Source organism: Virgibacillus proomii (assembly GCF_018916875.1).
GTDB classification, from domain to species: Bacteria; Bacillota; Bacilli; order Bacillales; family Amphibacillaceae; genus Virgibacillus; species Virgibacillus proomii_B.
This window is the reverse complement of sequence record NZ_JAHLNO010000005.1, coordinates 47,501-63,831: the sequence shown is the minus strand read 5'-3', so window position 1 is coordinate 63,831 and position 16,331 is coordinate 47,501. Positions and strand designations below refer to the sequence as shown.

General features: G+C 35.7%; 17 protein-coding genes and 1 other annotated feature (1 of these 18 cut by a window edge). All 17 genes read right to left on the bottom strand.

Going from position 1 to position 16,331, the window contains the following annotated elements; translation table 11 throughout:
• Positions 1 to 153, bottom strand: a binding site (T-box leader); it reaches 65 nt to the left of the window's first position.
• A gap of 95 nt (positions 154 to 248) precedes the next feature.
• On the bottom strand, positions 249 to 752 hold the full coding sequence (locus KQI21_RS03995) for a DivIVA domain-containing protein (RefSeq protein ID WP_216482750.1): 504 nt from the start codon (positions 750 to 752) through the stop codon (positions 249 to 251).
• Between the two features lie 127 nt (positions 753 to 879).
• Positions 880 to 1,656 (bottom strand): YlmH family RNA-binding protein, encoded by a 777-nt coding sequence (locus tag KQI21_RS03990; RefSeq protein WP_216482749.1) that lies wholly within the window; start codon positions 1,654 to 1,656, stop codon positions 880 to 882.
• Between the two features lie 290 nt (positions 1,657 to 1,946).
• Positions 1,947 to 2,213, bottom strand: a complete 267-nt coding sequence (locus KQI21_RS03985; protein ID WP_216482748.1) for a YggT family protein — start codon at positions 2,211 to 2,213, stop codon at positions 1,947 to 1,949.
• Between the two features lie 6 nt (positions 2,214 to 2,219).
• Complete coding sequence (locus KQI21_RS03980; protein WP_216482747.1) at positions 2,220 to 2,645, bottom strand: cell division protein SepF; 426 nt, start codon at positions 2,643 to 2,645, stop codon at positions 2,220 to 2,222.
• Positions 2,646 to 2,654: 9 nt separating this feature from the next.
• On the bottom strand, positions 2,655 to 3,323 hold the full coding sequence (locus KQI21_RS03975; protein WP_216482746.1) for a YggS family pyridoxal phosphate-dependent enzyme: 669 nt from the start codon (positions 3,321 to 3,323) through the stop codon (positions 2,655 to 2,657).
• A gap of 27 nt (positions 3,324 to 3,350) precedes the next feature.
• Positions 3,351 to 4,160: a peptidoglycan editing factor PgeF gene (pgeF, locus tag KQI21_RS03970; protein WP_216482745.1), complete on the bottom strand. Its 810-nt coding sequence runs from the start codon at positions 4,158 to 4,160 to the stop codon at positions 3,351 to 3,353.
• A gap of 194 nt (positions 4,161 to 4,354) precedes the next feature.
• Positions 4,355 to 4,633, bottom strand: a complete 279-nt coding sequence (locus KQI21_RS03965; RefSeq protein WP_216482744.1) for a YlmC/YmxH family sporulation protein — start codon at positions 4,631 to 4,633, stop codon at positions 4,355 to 4,357.
• 587 nt (positions 4,634 to 5,220) lie between these two features.
• Complete coding sequence (sigG, locus tag KQI21_RS03960; RefSeq protein WP_077320339.1) at positions 5,221 to 6,003, bottom strand: RNA polymerase sporulation sigma factor SigG; 783 nt, start codon at positions 6,001 to 6,003, stop codon at positions 5,221 to 5,223.
• Positions 6,004 to 6,127: 124 nt separating this feature from the next.
• Complete coding sequence (sigE, locus tag KQI21_RS03955) at positions 6,128 to 6,847, bottom strand: RNA polymerase sporulation sigma factor SigE (RefSeq protein ID WP_077320338.1); 720 nt, start codon at positions 6,845 to 6,847, stop codon at positions 6,128 to 6,130.
• 13 nt (positions 6,848 to 6,860) lie between these two features.
• Complete coding sequence (gene spoIIGA / locus KQI21_RS03950; protein WP_216482743.1) at positions 6,861 to 7,781, bottom strand: sigma-E processing peptidase SpoIIGA; 921 nt, start codon at positions 7,779 to 7,781, stop codon at positions 6,861 to 6,863.
• 576 nt (positions 7,782 to 8,357) lie between these two features.
• The gene (gene ftsZ, locus KQI21_RS03945) at positions 8,358 to 9,503 is read right to left on the bottom strand and encodes a cell division protein FtsZ (protein WP_216482742.1); all 1,146 of its coding nucleotides are present in this window, start codon (positions 9,501 to 9,503) and stop codon (positions 8,358 to 8,360) included.
• 107 nt (positions 9,504 to 9,610) lie between these two features.
• A complete protein-coding gene (gene ftsA / locus KQI21_RS03940) occupies positions 9,611 to 10,885 on the bottom strand; it encodes a cell division protein FtsA (RefSeq protein ID WP_216482741.1) in 1,275 nt (424 codons plus the stop codon).
• Positions 10,886 to 11,121: 236 nt separating this feature from the next.
• On the bottom strand, positions 11,122 to 11,898 hold the full coding sequence (locus KQI21_RS03935) for a cell division protein FtsQ/DivIB (RefSeq protein WP_216482740.1): 777 nt from the start codon (positions 11,896 to 11,898) through the stop codon (positions 11,122 to 11,124).
• 437 nt (positions 11,899 to 12,335) lie between these two features.
• On the bottom strand, positions 12,336 to 13,451 hold the full coding sequence (gene spoVE / locus KQI21_RS03930) for a stage V sporulation protein E (RefSeq protein ID WP_216482739.1): 1,116 nt from the start codon (positions 13,449 to 13,451) through the stop codon (positions 12,336 to 12,338).
• Positions 13,452 to 13,689: 238 nt separating this feature from the next.
• A complete protein-coding gene (locus KQI21_RS03925) occupies positions 13,690 to 13,875 on the bottom strand; it encodes a hypothetical protein (protein WP_216482738.1) in 186 nt (61 codons plus the stop codon).
• Positions 13,876 to 13,992: 117 nt separating this feature from the next.
• Complete coding sequence (gene murD / locus KQI21_RS03920; RefSeq protein ID WP_216482737.1) at positions 13,993 to 15,342, bottom strand: UDP-N-acetylmuramoyl-L-alanine--D-glutamate ligase; 1,350 nt, start codon at positions 15,340 to 15,342, stop codon at positions 13,993 to 13,995.
• Entirely contained in the window at positions 15,339 to 16,325 is a 987-nt protein-coding gene (mraY, locus tag KQI21_RS03915; RefSeq protein ID WP_216482736.1) for a phospho-N-acetylmuramoyl-pentapeptide-transferase, read from the bottom strand. Before mraY ends, murD begins: the two co-directional genes overlap by 4 nt.
• Between the last annotated feature and the right edge of the window lie 6 nt (positions 16,326 to 16,331).

Below are 16,331 nucleotides of genomic sequence, written 5' to 3'. Positions count from 1 at the left end.
ATTTATAACGGGAATAACCCGGTCATTACTACTTTCTTCATAATGACAGCTCAAGAGTGATCTTCTAAAAGCTAGTCTGCATCAGGCTCTCACCAACCCCTGATTCGCTTAAGCAACAATCCGCTTTTGTACTGTCTCTATCTATGCTTTTTATTTCCATTTTAAGTAAAATTCGATAAATCTCGATTTTTAGCGAAAAGTATATCTGTGTTATGAATTATATGTAAAATCCAAGTTAACGTCAAGGCTTACGTTTCACTTTCTTCCAATTCAAGATCTTCATTTAAAGCTGTGTCAAATAGTTGATCCCAATCATCAGTTTCAATCATTTCTAGTTGTGCTTCAACGAGCATTTTTAATCGGGTACGAAATACCTTAGCTTGCTTTTTCAACTCTTCTACATCCATCGAAATTCGACGTGATTTTGTTAATGCTTCGTTAATAATACGATCCGCATTTTTTTCGGCTTCTTTAATAATTAACTTTGATTCTTTCATTGCGTTCCCTTTTATTTCTTCAGCTGTTTCCTGAGCAATAAGAATCGATTTATTAAGTGTTTCTTCAATATTGGTAAAATGACCAAGCTTCTCTTGTAAATGTTCTACTTGCTCTTGTAAATCCTTTTTCTCACGAATAACCATTTCATAATCTTTAATTACTTGATCTAGAAATGCATTTACTTCATCTTGATCATACCCGCGATATCTTCTGGTAAATTCCTTATTGTGAATATCCAATGGTGTTAATGGCAATATAGCCACCTCCTAGTTTTACTAATTGCTCCATATATTATATTAAAAATATCAGTAACATACTTTTACAAATTAATCATACATTATTTAATTCGACAAAAAAGACTTAATTCCTGCAAAAACAATATTATTTTAACCTTGCAAATGTTACTTTTACCTTATCTTTTCTCGTACGCCCTTTAATTTGCATTAATTTACTTCTTCCCTTTCCTCTTACGGAAAGCATATCTCCTTCCTGCAATATGAAAGCAGCATCATCTACTAATTTATGATTGACTTTGACATATTGCTTATTTATATAGCCAACAGCTTCTTTTCTCGAGACTCGGTAGATTTCTTTTACGACTACATCCAGTCGTAAAGAAGCAATTGTTGTTTCTTGTTCCATCCAGTTTGGCTTTACGATCGTTAATTCTGTCAGTGGTCGCTCTTTAAGCTGGATTCTTGCATGTTTAATCATGGTTAAGTTCGTCATCACGTAAGGGACTATTTCAGAAGCAACAATGATTTGCACGTTACCGTCACTGACATCCATATCACCAAGCTTTTTTCGTTTAACTCCAAGTGATAAGCATGCTCCCATTACATCACGATGAGTTAAATAGACAAATTTTGTTTGAAAACTTGCTTGTAATAAACAAAGCTCGCTGTCCACTTCCTTTAGTTCTTCATAAAAAGGGGCAATAACTACCCGCTTTCGTTCTGTATATGGATGTCCTCCATCAAATCTCAGTTGTAAATCACTATCCTTAGAACCAATTAACATCTTAACGATCTGCTGTTCACGAGGATCCAAAAAGTCAGTGAGCTTTCGTTGGAAGGTGCGCTCTACTTGTTCCTTCCATGATAAAACTAGATCAATAAACGTTTCTTCCTCTTTACGAAAATGTTGGTATAATTGCATGTTGAAACTCCCAAAAGGTTCATTTTTAAATAAAAAACGCCACCTGCTCGTTTGCACGTATCATAAAAATATTAGAAAAACTTGGCTTAGTAGCGAAAGCTATCGTTTTTCTTATACTATAAACCCTAAAGTTTTATACTTTCCTATAGTATAAAAAAGTTAGCCGCTATCAAAATTCTGGTCTATTACGTTTTCTTACAAGCTAACACTGCCACTAAAAGCTAATAATTTGTAACCAGTATGGCTATATCGGTCAATCACTTATTATATTAACGCCATTTGATGTTGGTTTAATAAATAATCATGTTAAAAAATTCCAGTAACCCGATTCGTGCAAGGTACAATACAAATATGGCAACAATCGGCGAAAAATCGATCATCCCCAATGGTGGAATAAATCTCCGAAATTGTTCGAGGTAAGGCTCGCAAATCTTCCCTAATATTTCTCCAAAGGTGGATTCTCGGGCACCAGGAAACCAGGACATAAAAATATAAATAATAATCGCATACGAATAAGCGTTTAATGCTAAATTCAATATCCTAAATAACTCAACCATGTATGACTACCATCCTTTTTCAAATTCATCTTCCAGGGTATCTGTAATTGTTCCTGTAATATTTACATTGTCTGGTGTACAGAGAAATGTTTTAGCTCCCAATTTTTGAATATCGCCATTAATCGCGTACACCGTTCCGCTTAGAAAATCAACAATTCGCTTTGCTTGCTGATTATCAACACGTTGTAAATTAATGATAACTGCACGTCGATTGACGATATTATCGGCAATTTCCTGTGCTTCACTATACGTCCTTGGTTCACATAATACAACTTTAGAAGTGGGGTTATTTACGCTGGTAAGATTAACGACATTCTTATTTTTATCTGTTACTTGTTTTTGTTCCACTTCAAACTCATTGGCATCGACATATTCATACTCGTATTCATCTTCCATCGTAAAATAATTTTTAATTTTGTTCTTAATGCTCATTCCAACACCTCACCCTACTAAATTTGTTCCAATCCGAACATGAGTAGCACCTTCCTCAATAGCAATTGAGTAGTCATTACTCATTCCCATAGATAGGAAATTACACGGGGCATAAGCATATTGCTTTCTTTGAACTTGAACCCGTAATTGAGCTAATTCACGAAAGATAGAACGTAGTTTCGTTTTATCATCAATGTGTGGAGCCATTGTCATCAGTCCAACAACATGAATTTTTGGGTACGCTTTTAGTTTTTCTAGAAATGGCAGTAGTTCCTCTGGTTTTAAACCATGCTTTGACGATTCTCCGCTAACATTTACTTGCACAAAACATTCTATTTGCTTACTTGCACGCTTGTTTATTTCTTTAGCTAAGGACAATCGGTCTAAAGAATGCAGTACATCAATCTGATCGATGATTTCTTTCACCTTTCTAGATTGCAAAGTTCCAATAAAATGCCATTTCGCTCGCTCTTTAAAGTAATGATACTTTTCTTGAAAGCCTTCCAAACGGTTCTCGCCAATATCTGTTATCCCAGCTTGAATTGTTTCTTCTGTTCGTTCTATTGTAACATATTTTGTCACTGCAATAATCGTAATATCTTGTGGATTTCGATTACTATTTTTACAAGCCTCGCTGATATTTTGCTTGATTGTCTGTAAATTACTTGCTACATCCATGATACCCAATTCTCTCCTCTCGTATAATCATGGCAATAAGCCAATAAAACCTAACATTCGCCCTGTTTCACCATGATCTCTGCGATGTGAGAAAAATAGTGTTTCATCGCGATATGTACAATAATCTGTTACCTCTATATTATTACGTAATACCCCAGCTTGTAAAAGAATTTCTACATGCAGCTGTTTCATATCGAATAAAAATCGATTATTCTCTTTTGGAAAAACAACTTTTTCCCGATAATACTCTGGAATATGTCTAACCACCCGTTGATCCACTTCATAATAACGTTTGGAAATACATGGTCCAATCGCTACTAACAAATCACTCGGCTCCACACCTTGTGCTTCAAAAGCTTGTACCATCTGTGAAGCCATTTTGTTTACCGTTCCTTTCCATCCGGCATGAGCAATTCCAATATAAGATGTAATTGGATCATAAAAAAATAAAGGCACACAATCGGCAAAAACTGCCGTACATAAAATACCCGGTTTATTTGTAATCAGCCCATCCGTTGCTTTGATTGAGGATGAATAATCCATTGCACCCTTGCCCTTATCCAAATCTGTCACAATATGTACATTCGTTTGGTGAGTCTGTTCAGCACAAGCCCAGTTACTAAGTGGGACGCCTATTTCCGAGGCAATAATTTTTCTGTTTTCAACAACATCTATAGTTACATCTTTTACATGAAGTCCGGTATTCAACGAATGAAATGGCGGTTTGCTAATACCGCCATTTCTCGTTGTAAATCCAGCGATGACGTCAGCGTTTAATTGCTTCCACTTTTCTATATGTAAATAGGTTGTCTCCTTTTGTTTAAATACTGCACTCAATTTCACACCTCCATTAGAAGCTGCATTGATTATTATTTTAACATAAAAACACACTGTTTTTAATTTCTATAAAGAAAATAGTTTGTACCTCGAGAATATTAAGTTTAAAGTCAGCTTTATTTCAGACTATCATGGTTGATCGAAGGCTAGATAATATCCTAAAATAGAAGGTCGATTTTGATAACATAGTATAGCTACTTTTGTCCACGAGGAACCGTTTCGGAATATAGCTTAGGTTTATCGACATCTTTTACTAAAATAACATCAGAACCAATACGTATAATTTGCTCCCAATGAATAATTATTTCTTCTGTTTTTCCAAATAAAGACGTTTTTTTATCACGAGGAATAACTATAATTGCTACTATTTTTCCACGATCCGTATCGATCTCCAAGTCATGGATATGCCCTAACTTTCGTCCACTGTCAATAATGATAATTTCTTTTACTTGTAATTCTGATAATTTTACCATTGCTCTCACCTCACCTAATACTCATGTATATGCATAAGTAAAGTATTATTTGTCCTATTTCAGACTTAAACATATAAATATTTTGTTAGTAACATTGTAAAAACTTATGAACATAACAAAAGCTAAAAATGGTCGGTTAGCGAGCGTACAAACGGCAAATCTTCTATGATAAAAAGTGAAATTCAAGGAGTACTTTTCTTCTAAAAAGAGTAGATCAAAGGTTAAGTTCGGAAGGTATCCTTGAAAGGAAAGCACTTTTTCTGCGTGGCGGTGTATTGCTGTCGTGGTTGTTCCTTGTCCTATTAACCTAAACGAATCAGGATTTAGGAGCCCCATAAAATAATTTAAGCAGATTTTTAAATGAGAGTAATACGTCTCACTTGCATTCGCATGCCTCAAAAACAGGTATGCCGACGCCTTTAGCGGTAAGCCCGCTTTTTAGTCAGCCTTCCTTTAGATCAAGCCGGTATTAACTATCGTAGGAGGAAGATTGAAGTTTGCTACAGATTGGACGCTCTAGTTTCTGGACAGCCCAAAAAGGAGGAAACAAACTGTTTTCCTCCTCGTGAACACGTTGAAACGTTCTTCTATTCGAACATTTGCTTATTCATTTGTTTGATAGCAGCTTTCTCCAATCGCGACACTTGAGCTTGGGAAATACCAATTTCCTCTGCTACTTCCATCTGTGTCTTTCCTTGAAAAAAGCGCTTATTTAAAATCATCTTTTCTCGCTCATTTAATTGATGCATCCCCTCTTTTAACGATAATTTGTCCAACCATGTGGAATCCTTATCACTGTCATCGCTAATTTGATCCATTACATAGATAGGATCACCACCGTCATTATAAATTGGCTCAAATAATGATACCGGATCTTGAATTGCATCTAGTGCAAACACAATCTCCGAGTGGGGTATCCCCATTTCCTCCGCAATCTCCATGGGTGTTGGTTCTTTAGAAGATTTGCTTATCAGTTTTTCTCTTACTTGTAATGCTTTATAAGCAATATCTCTTAAAGATCTTGATACGCGAATTGGATTATTATCTCGCAAATATCTTCTGATTTCCCCAATAATCATCGGAACAGCATAAGTAGAAAATCTCACGTTATGGGATAAATCAAAATTATCAATTGATTTCATTAATCCGATACAACCTACTTGAAATAAGTCATCCACATGTTCGCCGCGATTATTAAATCGTTGTATCACACTTAAAACTAACCGTAGATTTCCATTGACCAACTCTTCTCGAGCTGATAAATCATTATTTTGTTGCATTTTCTTAAATAGCTCCCGCATTTCTTCATTTTTCAATACGGGCAGCTTGGATGTATCAACACCACATATTTCAACTTTATGTCTTGTCATCTATGTTCAACCCTCCCAGTTGGTGATGCTGTTCATGGACAGTATCTCCCTCTGGAAGGGTTTTTATGCACAAGGAAATTTCTATCTAATCCTTAACAACATATGAAAACTTACAACAACAAGGCTAGACCATTTTATTAAATTCTTTTTTTAGTCGGCGAATAATTTTTTTCTCTAATCGGGAAATATAAGACTGAGAAATCCCCAACATATTTGCAACATCTTTTTGGGTTTTTTCTTCTTCGCCAACAAGACCAAAACGCAGTTCCATAATTTGTTTTTCTCGAGGATTAAGCTGAGATAATGCTTTTCTTAATAAGCTTTTATCCACGTCAGATTCTAAATCTCTTGTAATAATATCTTCATCCGTTCCTAGTACATCCGATAATAATAATTCATTCCCATCCCAATCTATATTTAATGGCTCATCGAAGGAAACCTCTGATTTTAATTTATTATTTCGGCGTAAGTACATTAAGATTTCATTTTCAATGCACCTGGACGCATATGTCGCTAGTTTTATTTTTTTCTCGGGATTAAATGTATTCACTGCTTTAATAAGGCCAATCGTGCCAATACTAATTAGATCTTCAATATTAATACCTGTATTTTCAAATTTTCGAGCAATATAGACGACTAATCTTAAGTTGCGCTCAATTAATATTGCCCGAGCCGATTTATCTCCTTTTGGTAATAATCCTAATAATTCCTGTTCTTCTTCTTTAGTGAGTGGTGGCGGAAGTGCTTCACTGCCGCCAATATAATAAATTTCATCTGATTTTAATCCAAGTTTGATTTGTAGTTTATACCACCATAAACGCAAGCGTAATTTGATTGTCCTCAACCTTATCTCTCCTTTAAGCAGTATAAATAGTTGCTGAATGAATTATTTGTGGATGCAACAAACAATGGTAACTGGCATCCTTAGTTAAACGACCAAATTGAATACCGATTAAAACTTTGCTTGTTTCAATTCGCTTTTCTCCATAATAAATAATTAATTGATCAGGACGAAGTGTAAACAAAAACATACTCCTTCCTTCTACTCCTTGATAAGGAACCAATTGCATATATTTCTCCCACTCTTTCGGTAAGTCATGCACCTGTAGTGATTGGTAGCACTGCTTGAGCCGTAGCCAGTCTTCATCCGTAAACCATTGTTTTAAAAAGACTTCATCACATAAAATGACCGGCTTTTTTGTTAATGGATCTGTTAATTGATTGCCGCTGTCAATAAATCCAGTCGATGAATAACTTTTTCCCCTCATTCGAATGGTTACAGGAGTTAGCTGATCGTATCTTATTTTTTCGCTTACGTGCTTGTCCATACGGGATTTAGTAAACAACCATACAATCGGAAAGCAAGTGATGATAAAGAGCCAGCTAACGGGATCTCCAAACCCACTATTATAGGTTAAAAATCCATTGCTACCCTGACTAAATGGACGTTGTAACAAAAAATGGATGCCGATTAAACCACCTCCAATGGCAAAACTTACAAAATAGAATAATAATAACAATTTAGACCAGCGATAAATATTCTGATAACCAAAAGCAGTTGTAATAATAATTGCAGAAAATAATATTTTTCCCGGAAAACTTATAAAAAAAGAATCAGAAAAATATAGGGAAATGGGAACAAGTAAGGATGCAATAAAACCTCCGGCAACTATACGGCGTTTCCTCGTAGCATCTCTAGCTAATGCCTGGGTTAGCAATAACAACATAAGATCTAGCAAAAAATTAAGCGCCCAGATTGCATCCAAATAAATCTTCACAAATTTCCTCCCTTTCCATATCTTTAATGCTTGCCATCTTCCATAGTGATTCTAGTATACCTAAGGAAACTAGCAAAGTCTGTCATATCCTGTACGGCAATTATGACTAGTTTTACCGAGTTATTGGAGTGTTTGTCGGGACTAGATACGTTTGTTCCAAACTAACTATTAGGTTAAGTATGTAACAATTTGAAGTATATAAGATAATAACAGGAAATGAACAGAGTAACTGGCTTTTGATTTCCTTCCATGCTGGGAAACAGCTCGGATGCTACAGACGAACCAGTGGCAAACATTAGAAAAACTTGGCTTCTCGCCAAGTCTTTAGCGAAAGCTGTAGTTTTTCTTATACTATAAACCCAAAAAACTTTATACTTTCCTATAGTACAAAAAAGCAACCATTCACTAAATAAAATGTCCTTATCTATAGGTACATTTTAAATTTGTGAACAGTTGCTAGTTTACAAAAGCTAAAGTTACTAGGAAGTAATTCATCATCCATTTCCTGTATGCTTATTTAAAAATAACGTATCCATCTATGATGTGACGAAAAATTCAATTATAGAGCTTATTTATTTAGCGTTTTCGGTTACGATTACGATTTCTTAAAAACGTTGGGATATCTAACGTATCTTCCTCTTGTGCAGCGCGTTGTTGAGACTCATGATCTCTTTCTCTTCTTGACGGAACTTCATCATTAGCACGGGTTGCTGCATGCTGGTTCATTATGGACCGCTGCTGCTTAGGTTGTTGCTCTACTTTTTTATTTGATTCGTCAAATCCTGTAGCTATGACGGTAACTATAATTTCATCCTTTAAGTTTTCATTAATAACTGAACCAAAAATGACGTTAACTTCATTATCAGCAGCAGAAGTTACTAAATCAGCCGCTTCTTGTACTTCATAGAGGCTTAAATTCGTTCCACCAGTAATATTCATTAAAATACCTTGTGCCCCATCTATAGAAGTCTCCAATAATGGTGAAGAAATAGCCTTTTTAGCAGCCTCGGTTGCCCTTGTCTCACCAGTAGCAACACCGATTCCCATTAAAGCAGAACCCTTATCAAACATAATTGTCTTTACATCCGCAAAATCCACGTTAATCAGGCCGGGCTTAGCGATCAAGTCAGAAATACCTTGCACACCTTGACGTAATACATTATCGGCTGCACGAAACGCCTCTAACATTGGGGTGTTTTTATCTACAATTTCTAACAGTCGGTCATTCGGTATAACAATTAGTGTATCAACACTACCTTTAAGAGCTTCAATACCGGAAATTGCTTGGGTAGAACGCCTTCTTCCTTCAAATGAGAAAGGACGTGTTACAACTCCTACCGTCAATGCTCCAAGATCTTTAGCGATTTGAGCAATAACTGGAGCAGCACCCGTACCTGTTCCACCACCCATTCCCGCAGTCACAAAAATCATATCAGCACCTTGAAGCACTTCTTCCAGTTGCTCTTTACTTTCTTCAGCCGCTTTCTTTCCTACTTCCGGATTAGCACCCGCTCCTAACCCTCTTGTAAGTTTGGCACCAATTTGTATTTTTAATTCCGCTTTTGATAGATTCAAAGCTTGTGCATCTGTATTAACAGTGATAAACTCAACACCTTCGACTCCGTGCTCAATCATTCGGTTAACAGCATTGTTACCTCCGCCACCAACCCCTATTACTTTTATTGTTGCTAACTCTTCCATACTCGTATCAAATTCCAACATAACTCGTTCCTCCTAATATGCAAAATTACAAGCGTTCTAGAAGCTAATTGGTTAAGAGGTTTCTATTATTGATAAACTACCGTATTTTTACAAGGTTAGATTATTTGTTAATCAAAAAAATACTTAAACAAATTAGCAATTCCAGATTCTTTTTTCTTCTTTTCTGTTGTTTCATGTGAATTTACTTGTTTTTTCACTCGTTTTGGTTCATTTCCCATTGGGATGAAGGTTGGAAATAATTCTTTTCCTTGTATTTTCGCATTCCTATACGCAAATTGCAAGATTCCTACGCCTGCTGTAAATTGTGGTTCACGTACACCTATATAATCTGGTATAGCGATCCGAACATTAGCTTGAAATAGATCTTGAGCCAGCTCCAACACTCCAGGCATTGCCATGGTGCCTCCGGTTAGAACATAACCACCTGGTAATTCATGATAGCCCATTCTTCTTATTTCTCTTTCAGCAAATGCATAGATTTCTTCCATTCTTGCTTCAATTATATCGGCTATTTCTAATTGATTTGAAGTCTGTTTCGAATTGCTGCCAATGATGGAAACATCAAAGACTTCCTCCTCTAGAGCATGGTCATAGAAGGCATGTCCATGATTTAATTTCACATTTTCAGCTTCTTCTGTAGAAGTTCGTAAACCAATGGAAAGATCTTTCGTTATGTTGTCCCCACCTAACTGAACAACACTGGTTGAAGCTAGATGACCATTTTCGAAGATAGAAACTGTAGAACATCCACCGCCTACATCAATTAATGCAACACCCATATTTTTTTCATCTTTTGACAGTGCAATCGCTCCAGCAGCAAGAGGTTGAAGACAAATATCAGCTACTTGAAGATTAGCACGCTCTACACATTTTAAAATATTATGTAGAATAGTTTTTGAGCATGTAATAATGGTTCCTTCCATTTCCAAACGAACACCAATCATACCTCGCGGATCATTTATTTCATCTAATCCATCGACAATAAATTGTTTTGGAATAACATCAATAATTTCACGCTCTGGAGGAATAGACATTACTTGCGCTCCATCAATCACTCGAGTAACATCCTCATTCGTAATTTCCCTATCTTCACTCTGAACGGCTACAACGCCGTGACATGGCTGCAACTGAATATGATTTCCGTTAATACCAACGATAACCCGATCTATCTGCATACCAACCATTCTTTCCGCTTGTTCTACAGCATTGCGGATCGATTGAACGGTCTCATCAATATCTATGATTGCTCCTTTCTTCATTCCATTGGATTTTGCAGTTCCAACACCGATAATATTTAATGAATCATTTAAAACCTCACCTATAATAACTTTAATTTTTGTTGTACCTATATCAAGACTTACTAAAACTTCACTGTTGTTCAAAGTAAAGCCCCCCTAAAATTCAGAAGCTGTGTAAAAAAACAACTTCTCTATATCATCTATCGTCATCGAATTAATAAAAATAAAATATTATATAGGATATTCCACATAAAACCATGAATTTCCTTTATTTTTCAGTATTTTTTTAAAAAATCAAACCTATTCTTTGATGATGATTGTATTAAATTATTTCGTATGGTATATAGAAATTATGACTTTCTACCGAGCAGAAAATGATATTATTCATCTTGAGAGTTAGCCGAATTCTTTTTGTTAAACGATTCAAAATATGCACCTGCACCAATATGAATAATGCCTTTACTATCGTCGTCCAATTGCGTCACGATAGAAGGATAGATTTTCATATTTTCGGCAAAGTTTTGAATACTGGCGTCAACTAAAAAACCATCATTCATATATAAGGTAATCTTATTCTGATTTTCCTCTGTTGGTGTCCAATGAACTTCAGAAATCAACTTTCTTATTGTTTGAGATAGCTGTTCTAATTCCTTCGTCATTCTATGTAAATATTCTTCTTTATTAAACCCTATGATTAAGGGTGCGTCTCCATTATATGATGTTTGCTTCATACTTTGAAGTACTGTACCATTGCCTAATATTGGAAAATAGTTTGTTTCCTGTTGCAAATAACCAACACGTTCATATTCCTTGATTGTAATCGAAACAGTCCAAGGTAATTTTCGATTAACTTTAGCAGAAGCAATGATGGGATTTTCTTCTAACGCTTTTTCACTAGCTTTTTTATCAATTGTCCAGATATTTTGATTGTTTGTTAAGTTGCTTTGTTTAATGACCGACTCATCGTTTAAAAACGTGTTGCCCTTTACGTGAATCGTACGTATATGACTTAATGGAGATTGTAAATAAACGATGATGGAAATTAAGATGAAAAAAATAGACAGATAAAATAGCAACCGCCGATTTGCCTTTTTTTTCCTTGCCTGCTTCAATTTTGGGATACGGTCTTCAATAGAAACAATTTTCTTTTTTTCCATCTCCATTTCTTCCTTTATCTTAAATTAACAACAAGAAATGGCATAAATATGCCATTTCAGCTTGTTACTATGAGTATATCATATTCACCCTTGAAACATGTAGTAGGACTTAGGTAAAATCAAGTTTTTCAAGCTATAATATTTAGATTAGCTTTATACTTCTTTTTAAGACTAAAACAGGCTGAAAATTCGCTAATCTTTATAGTTTCATGGTCAAGTAAATTTCATTCAGTGAAGGGCTTCCTTCATCCCCTACTGAATCTTAATTAAACGGATTCGGAAATCAGGTACCCATTATCATTCACTTAGACTTCTTCGTATTCTGTATAACTTTGAAGTAGGAGTCTTACAGCACCTTAGATGTGGGATAAATATGTTTAGGAGCTTTGTTACTTATGATTATCCAACAAGTTTATTTTACAGGCGTCTGGTGAATTCTATATTTTTGTGTATCTACTAATATTTAACAAAATACCAACAGAACATAAGATTAACGTTAAAGAAGAACCACCATAGCTCAAAAAAGGAAGTGTAATCCCAGTTACAGGGATCAATCCGATAACAACACTAATATTAATCATCGCCTGAATTGCCAGCATCGAAACAATACCCAATGCTAAAAAGCGAGAAAAACTATCGGGTGCTTCAAGCGCTATTTTAATTCCGCGCCATAACAACAGAAAAAATAACAAGAGAACAGCGGTTCCGCCGATAAAGCCTAGTTCCTCTCCTAAAATAGCAAAAATGAAATCTGTTTGTGGCTCTGGTAAATAAAAAAACTTCTGCAAGCTTTCCCCAAATCCAAGTCCCATTAAACCTCCTGGACCGATTGCGTATAGAGATTGAATAATTTGAAATCCGTCACCTAAAGGATCTTCCCACGGATTAAGAAAAGCGGTAATTCGACTAATCCGATATGGAGCTGATGCAATTAGTGCAATAAATCCAGCTAGTCCAACAGCAGCCAGTCCAAAAAAATGTGACAACCTAGCTCCAGCAGTAAATATCATGACCATACAAGTTAATACAAGCACCATGCCTGTTCCTAAATCAGGTTGAAGCATAATTAAACCAAAAGCTGTAAAAACCAATAAAAGAGACGGAAAGAAGCCCTTCCTTAACGATGTAATATATTTTTGGTTTACCGATAGATAGGTAGCTAAAAATATAATTAAGCCTAACTTCATAAACTCAGAAGGCTGAATGCTAAATGCGCCAATTCCAATCCAACTTTGTGCACCACCTCGTACCATACCAATTCCTGGTATCAAAACAAGTAATAATAAGCTAAAACAAAGCAGCAGAATCAATTTGGCATATTTTTTCCATGTCGTATATGGAAGATTCATGGTAAAAATCATCGCTATCATTCCAGCACCTGCAAACAGAGCTTGACGTTTTACATAATACCACGCATCATTAAATTTATATTCTGCCCATACAAATGAAGAACTGTAAACCATGGCGATGCCAATAATTAATAAAGCAACAATAACACCTATCAAAATGTAATCAGGAGAAGAATAAGGTGCATTATTCTTTTTTGTAAGCAAAATAACACCCCACTTTACAAGATTGCTAGGGGGTGTTTAAAAAGTAATTTTTTTAAAGTATGTTCAAAAAGGACGGTAAATAACGATTCGAATTTCTCCGTATCCCATGTTTCTAACTGCATTCGAACATAGACACATTGGACGTGCTAGTATCAGCGCTGTGACAGGAGAACAAAAGCTGGAGTACTCATCCTGTGACATACAAACTGGAGAACTTCTGACGAGATAAAGTGGAACTTCATTCAAGGAGCGCTTTTTCTTCGTGCGCTGCGACGCTGATGTAGCTTTTCTTGTCCTTAAAAAACCGCGATGTATCGCTGTTGTAGCTTTCCATGTCCTTGAAAAAGAAGAACGCTTTTTCAGCGTGCGATGCGTCGCTGACGTAGCTTTCCTTGTCATGTTGCAACGTCTTTGTGATCAACATCCTTGAAAAATCAAAGCGCTTTGATTTTTCAAGGACGCCTGCCAGTTTAGCAGACCTTAAGCCTTTTTATCCTCTTTTTTGAACATGAACTTTAATTATTTTATTTTAAACAAGCCCCTATACTAATGTATGCACAGCTTGTATAAACATGTCTCCTCTTTCTTCAAATGTTCGATATTGATCCCAGCTGGCACATGCTGGTGATAACAAAATAATATCTTTCTCTTGAGAAATTTCAAAAGCAATTTGGACTGCTGATTGAACATTTTCTGTTAACCGAATAACAGGAATATTTGCTTTTTTACCTATTTCTTTTAATTTATTTGCCGTTTCGCCAAATAATACTAATGCTTTCACATGCTTCATATATGGAAGTAAATCCGTAAATTCATTGCCACGATCTAAACCACCCGCTAATAAAATAACTGGTTGTTCAAAAGCTGATAATGCCTTTTGCGTAGCTAAAATATTCGTGGCTTTGGAATCGTTATAAAACAAGCGTTCATGGAAATTACCGACAAATTGCAAGCGATGTTTTACCCCAGTAAACATAGATAAAACGGTTCGAATTCCTTCATTTGTAGCACCACTTAATTTAGCAGCTGCCACTGCAGCTAAAATATTTTCATAATTGTGCTCACCTAATAAGGCAATATCGATTCGATCCATAATCTTTTCATCTTTAAAGTAAATGGAATTTTCATCCATCCAAGCTCCGTTAGCAAGCTGTTCTTTTACAGAAAAAGGAATTTTTGTTGCTTTGCATTTCTCAATCTCTTCTATGATGTTTTTATCATTCCCATTATATACAAGAAAATCGTCTTCAGTTTGATTTTTAAATATATTAAACTTTGCCTGTTTATAGTTCTCAAAGGTTTTATGATAATCTAGATGTGCTTCAAATATATTAAGTAAGACGGCAATTTTTGGTTTAAACTTATCAACTCCCATCAGCTGAAAGGAAGATAATTCTAAAACTAACCTTTCATTTTCTACTAAGTTTTCAGCTATTTCAGTCGCAACGATCCCTATATTTCCCGCAACTTTAACAGCCTGATTACTTTTTTTTAACATTTCTGTTGTTAACGTTGTCGTCGTTGTCTTCCCATTTGAGCCTGTTATACCGATGATCGGAGCATCCGTTAGCTGGGCAGCTATCTCAATTTCTGTAATAATTGGAATCTGACGTTCTATCGCTTCTTTTATAATTGGGTTTTCATAATTAATTCCCGGATTTTTCACAATGATTTCAATTCCATCAAGCACACAAATAGGATGGGAGCCGAGTATCATATCTGCGCCCATCTCTTTTAGTTTCTTTACCTCTGAATCGGTTGCTACTGCCTTTTGATCATTTACACGTACTTTTTTTCCATGTTGTAACAAAACTCTTACGGCAGCAGTGCCGCTTTTTGCTAATCCTAAAACAAGAATATGGTTATAGGGAAAATTTTTTAGCCTTGTCAATTTAAGCCCACCTCAATATAAATTCCTAAAGCTGCAAAAACAAGCCCCACTAGCCAAAAGGTTGTCACGACGCGCCATTCTGACCAGCCTAAAAGCTCATAATGATGATGTAATGGGCTCATTTTAAACACCCTTTTTCCAGTTGTTTTAAATGATATTACTTGAATAATCACAGAAAGTGTTTCAATGACAAACACACCGCCAATGATGACTAGAATGATCTCTAGTTTGGTCAAAATCGCAACGGCAGCAATCGCTCCTCCTAATGCTAACGAACCTGTATCTCCCATAAACACTTTAGCAGGATGTGCATTGAACACAAGAAAGCCCAGTAATGCTCCGACCACAGCTAATGCAAAAATAGTTACCTCATTTTGGGGGAAGCCATACCAAGCTAAGATTCCAAAGGCACCAAACGCAATGGCTGCAGTTCCTGCCAGTAACCCGTCCAAACCATCTGTTAAATTTACTGCATTCGATGAACCAACGAGCATAAATATAATTAAAAGAGCGTAACCCCAGCCTAATTCCAACTGAATGGTTGTACCTGGAATAGAAATATACGTTGGAAATCCTTGATATCGTAAGACAAAAAATACAATAAGCGCAATAATTAATTGTCCTAGCAGCTTTTGTTTTGAGGTCAAGCCAAGATTACGTTTTTTTATAATTTTAATAAAATCATCTAAAAACCCTAACAGACCATATCCCACGAGAACAAACAATAAAATCCACAGTTCATAGCTAACACCGACTGGATTTGTTTTCCATGCCATAATCAGAGAGGTTATGACAATGCTAAAAACAATCATAATACCACCCATCGTTGGTGTTCCAGTCTTTTTCATATGGGATTTAGGTCCTTCTTCCCTAATACTTTGTCCAAACTTCAATTGTCTTAAAAATGGAATAAAAATAGGAGATAAAAGGACGGTAATTAAGAATGCGATTGCCATGGTTATAAATAACACAGAAAAATTCATTATTAT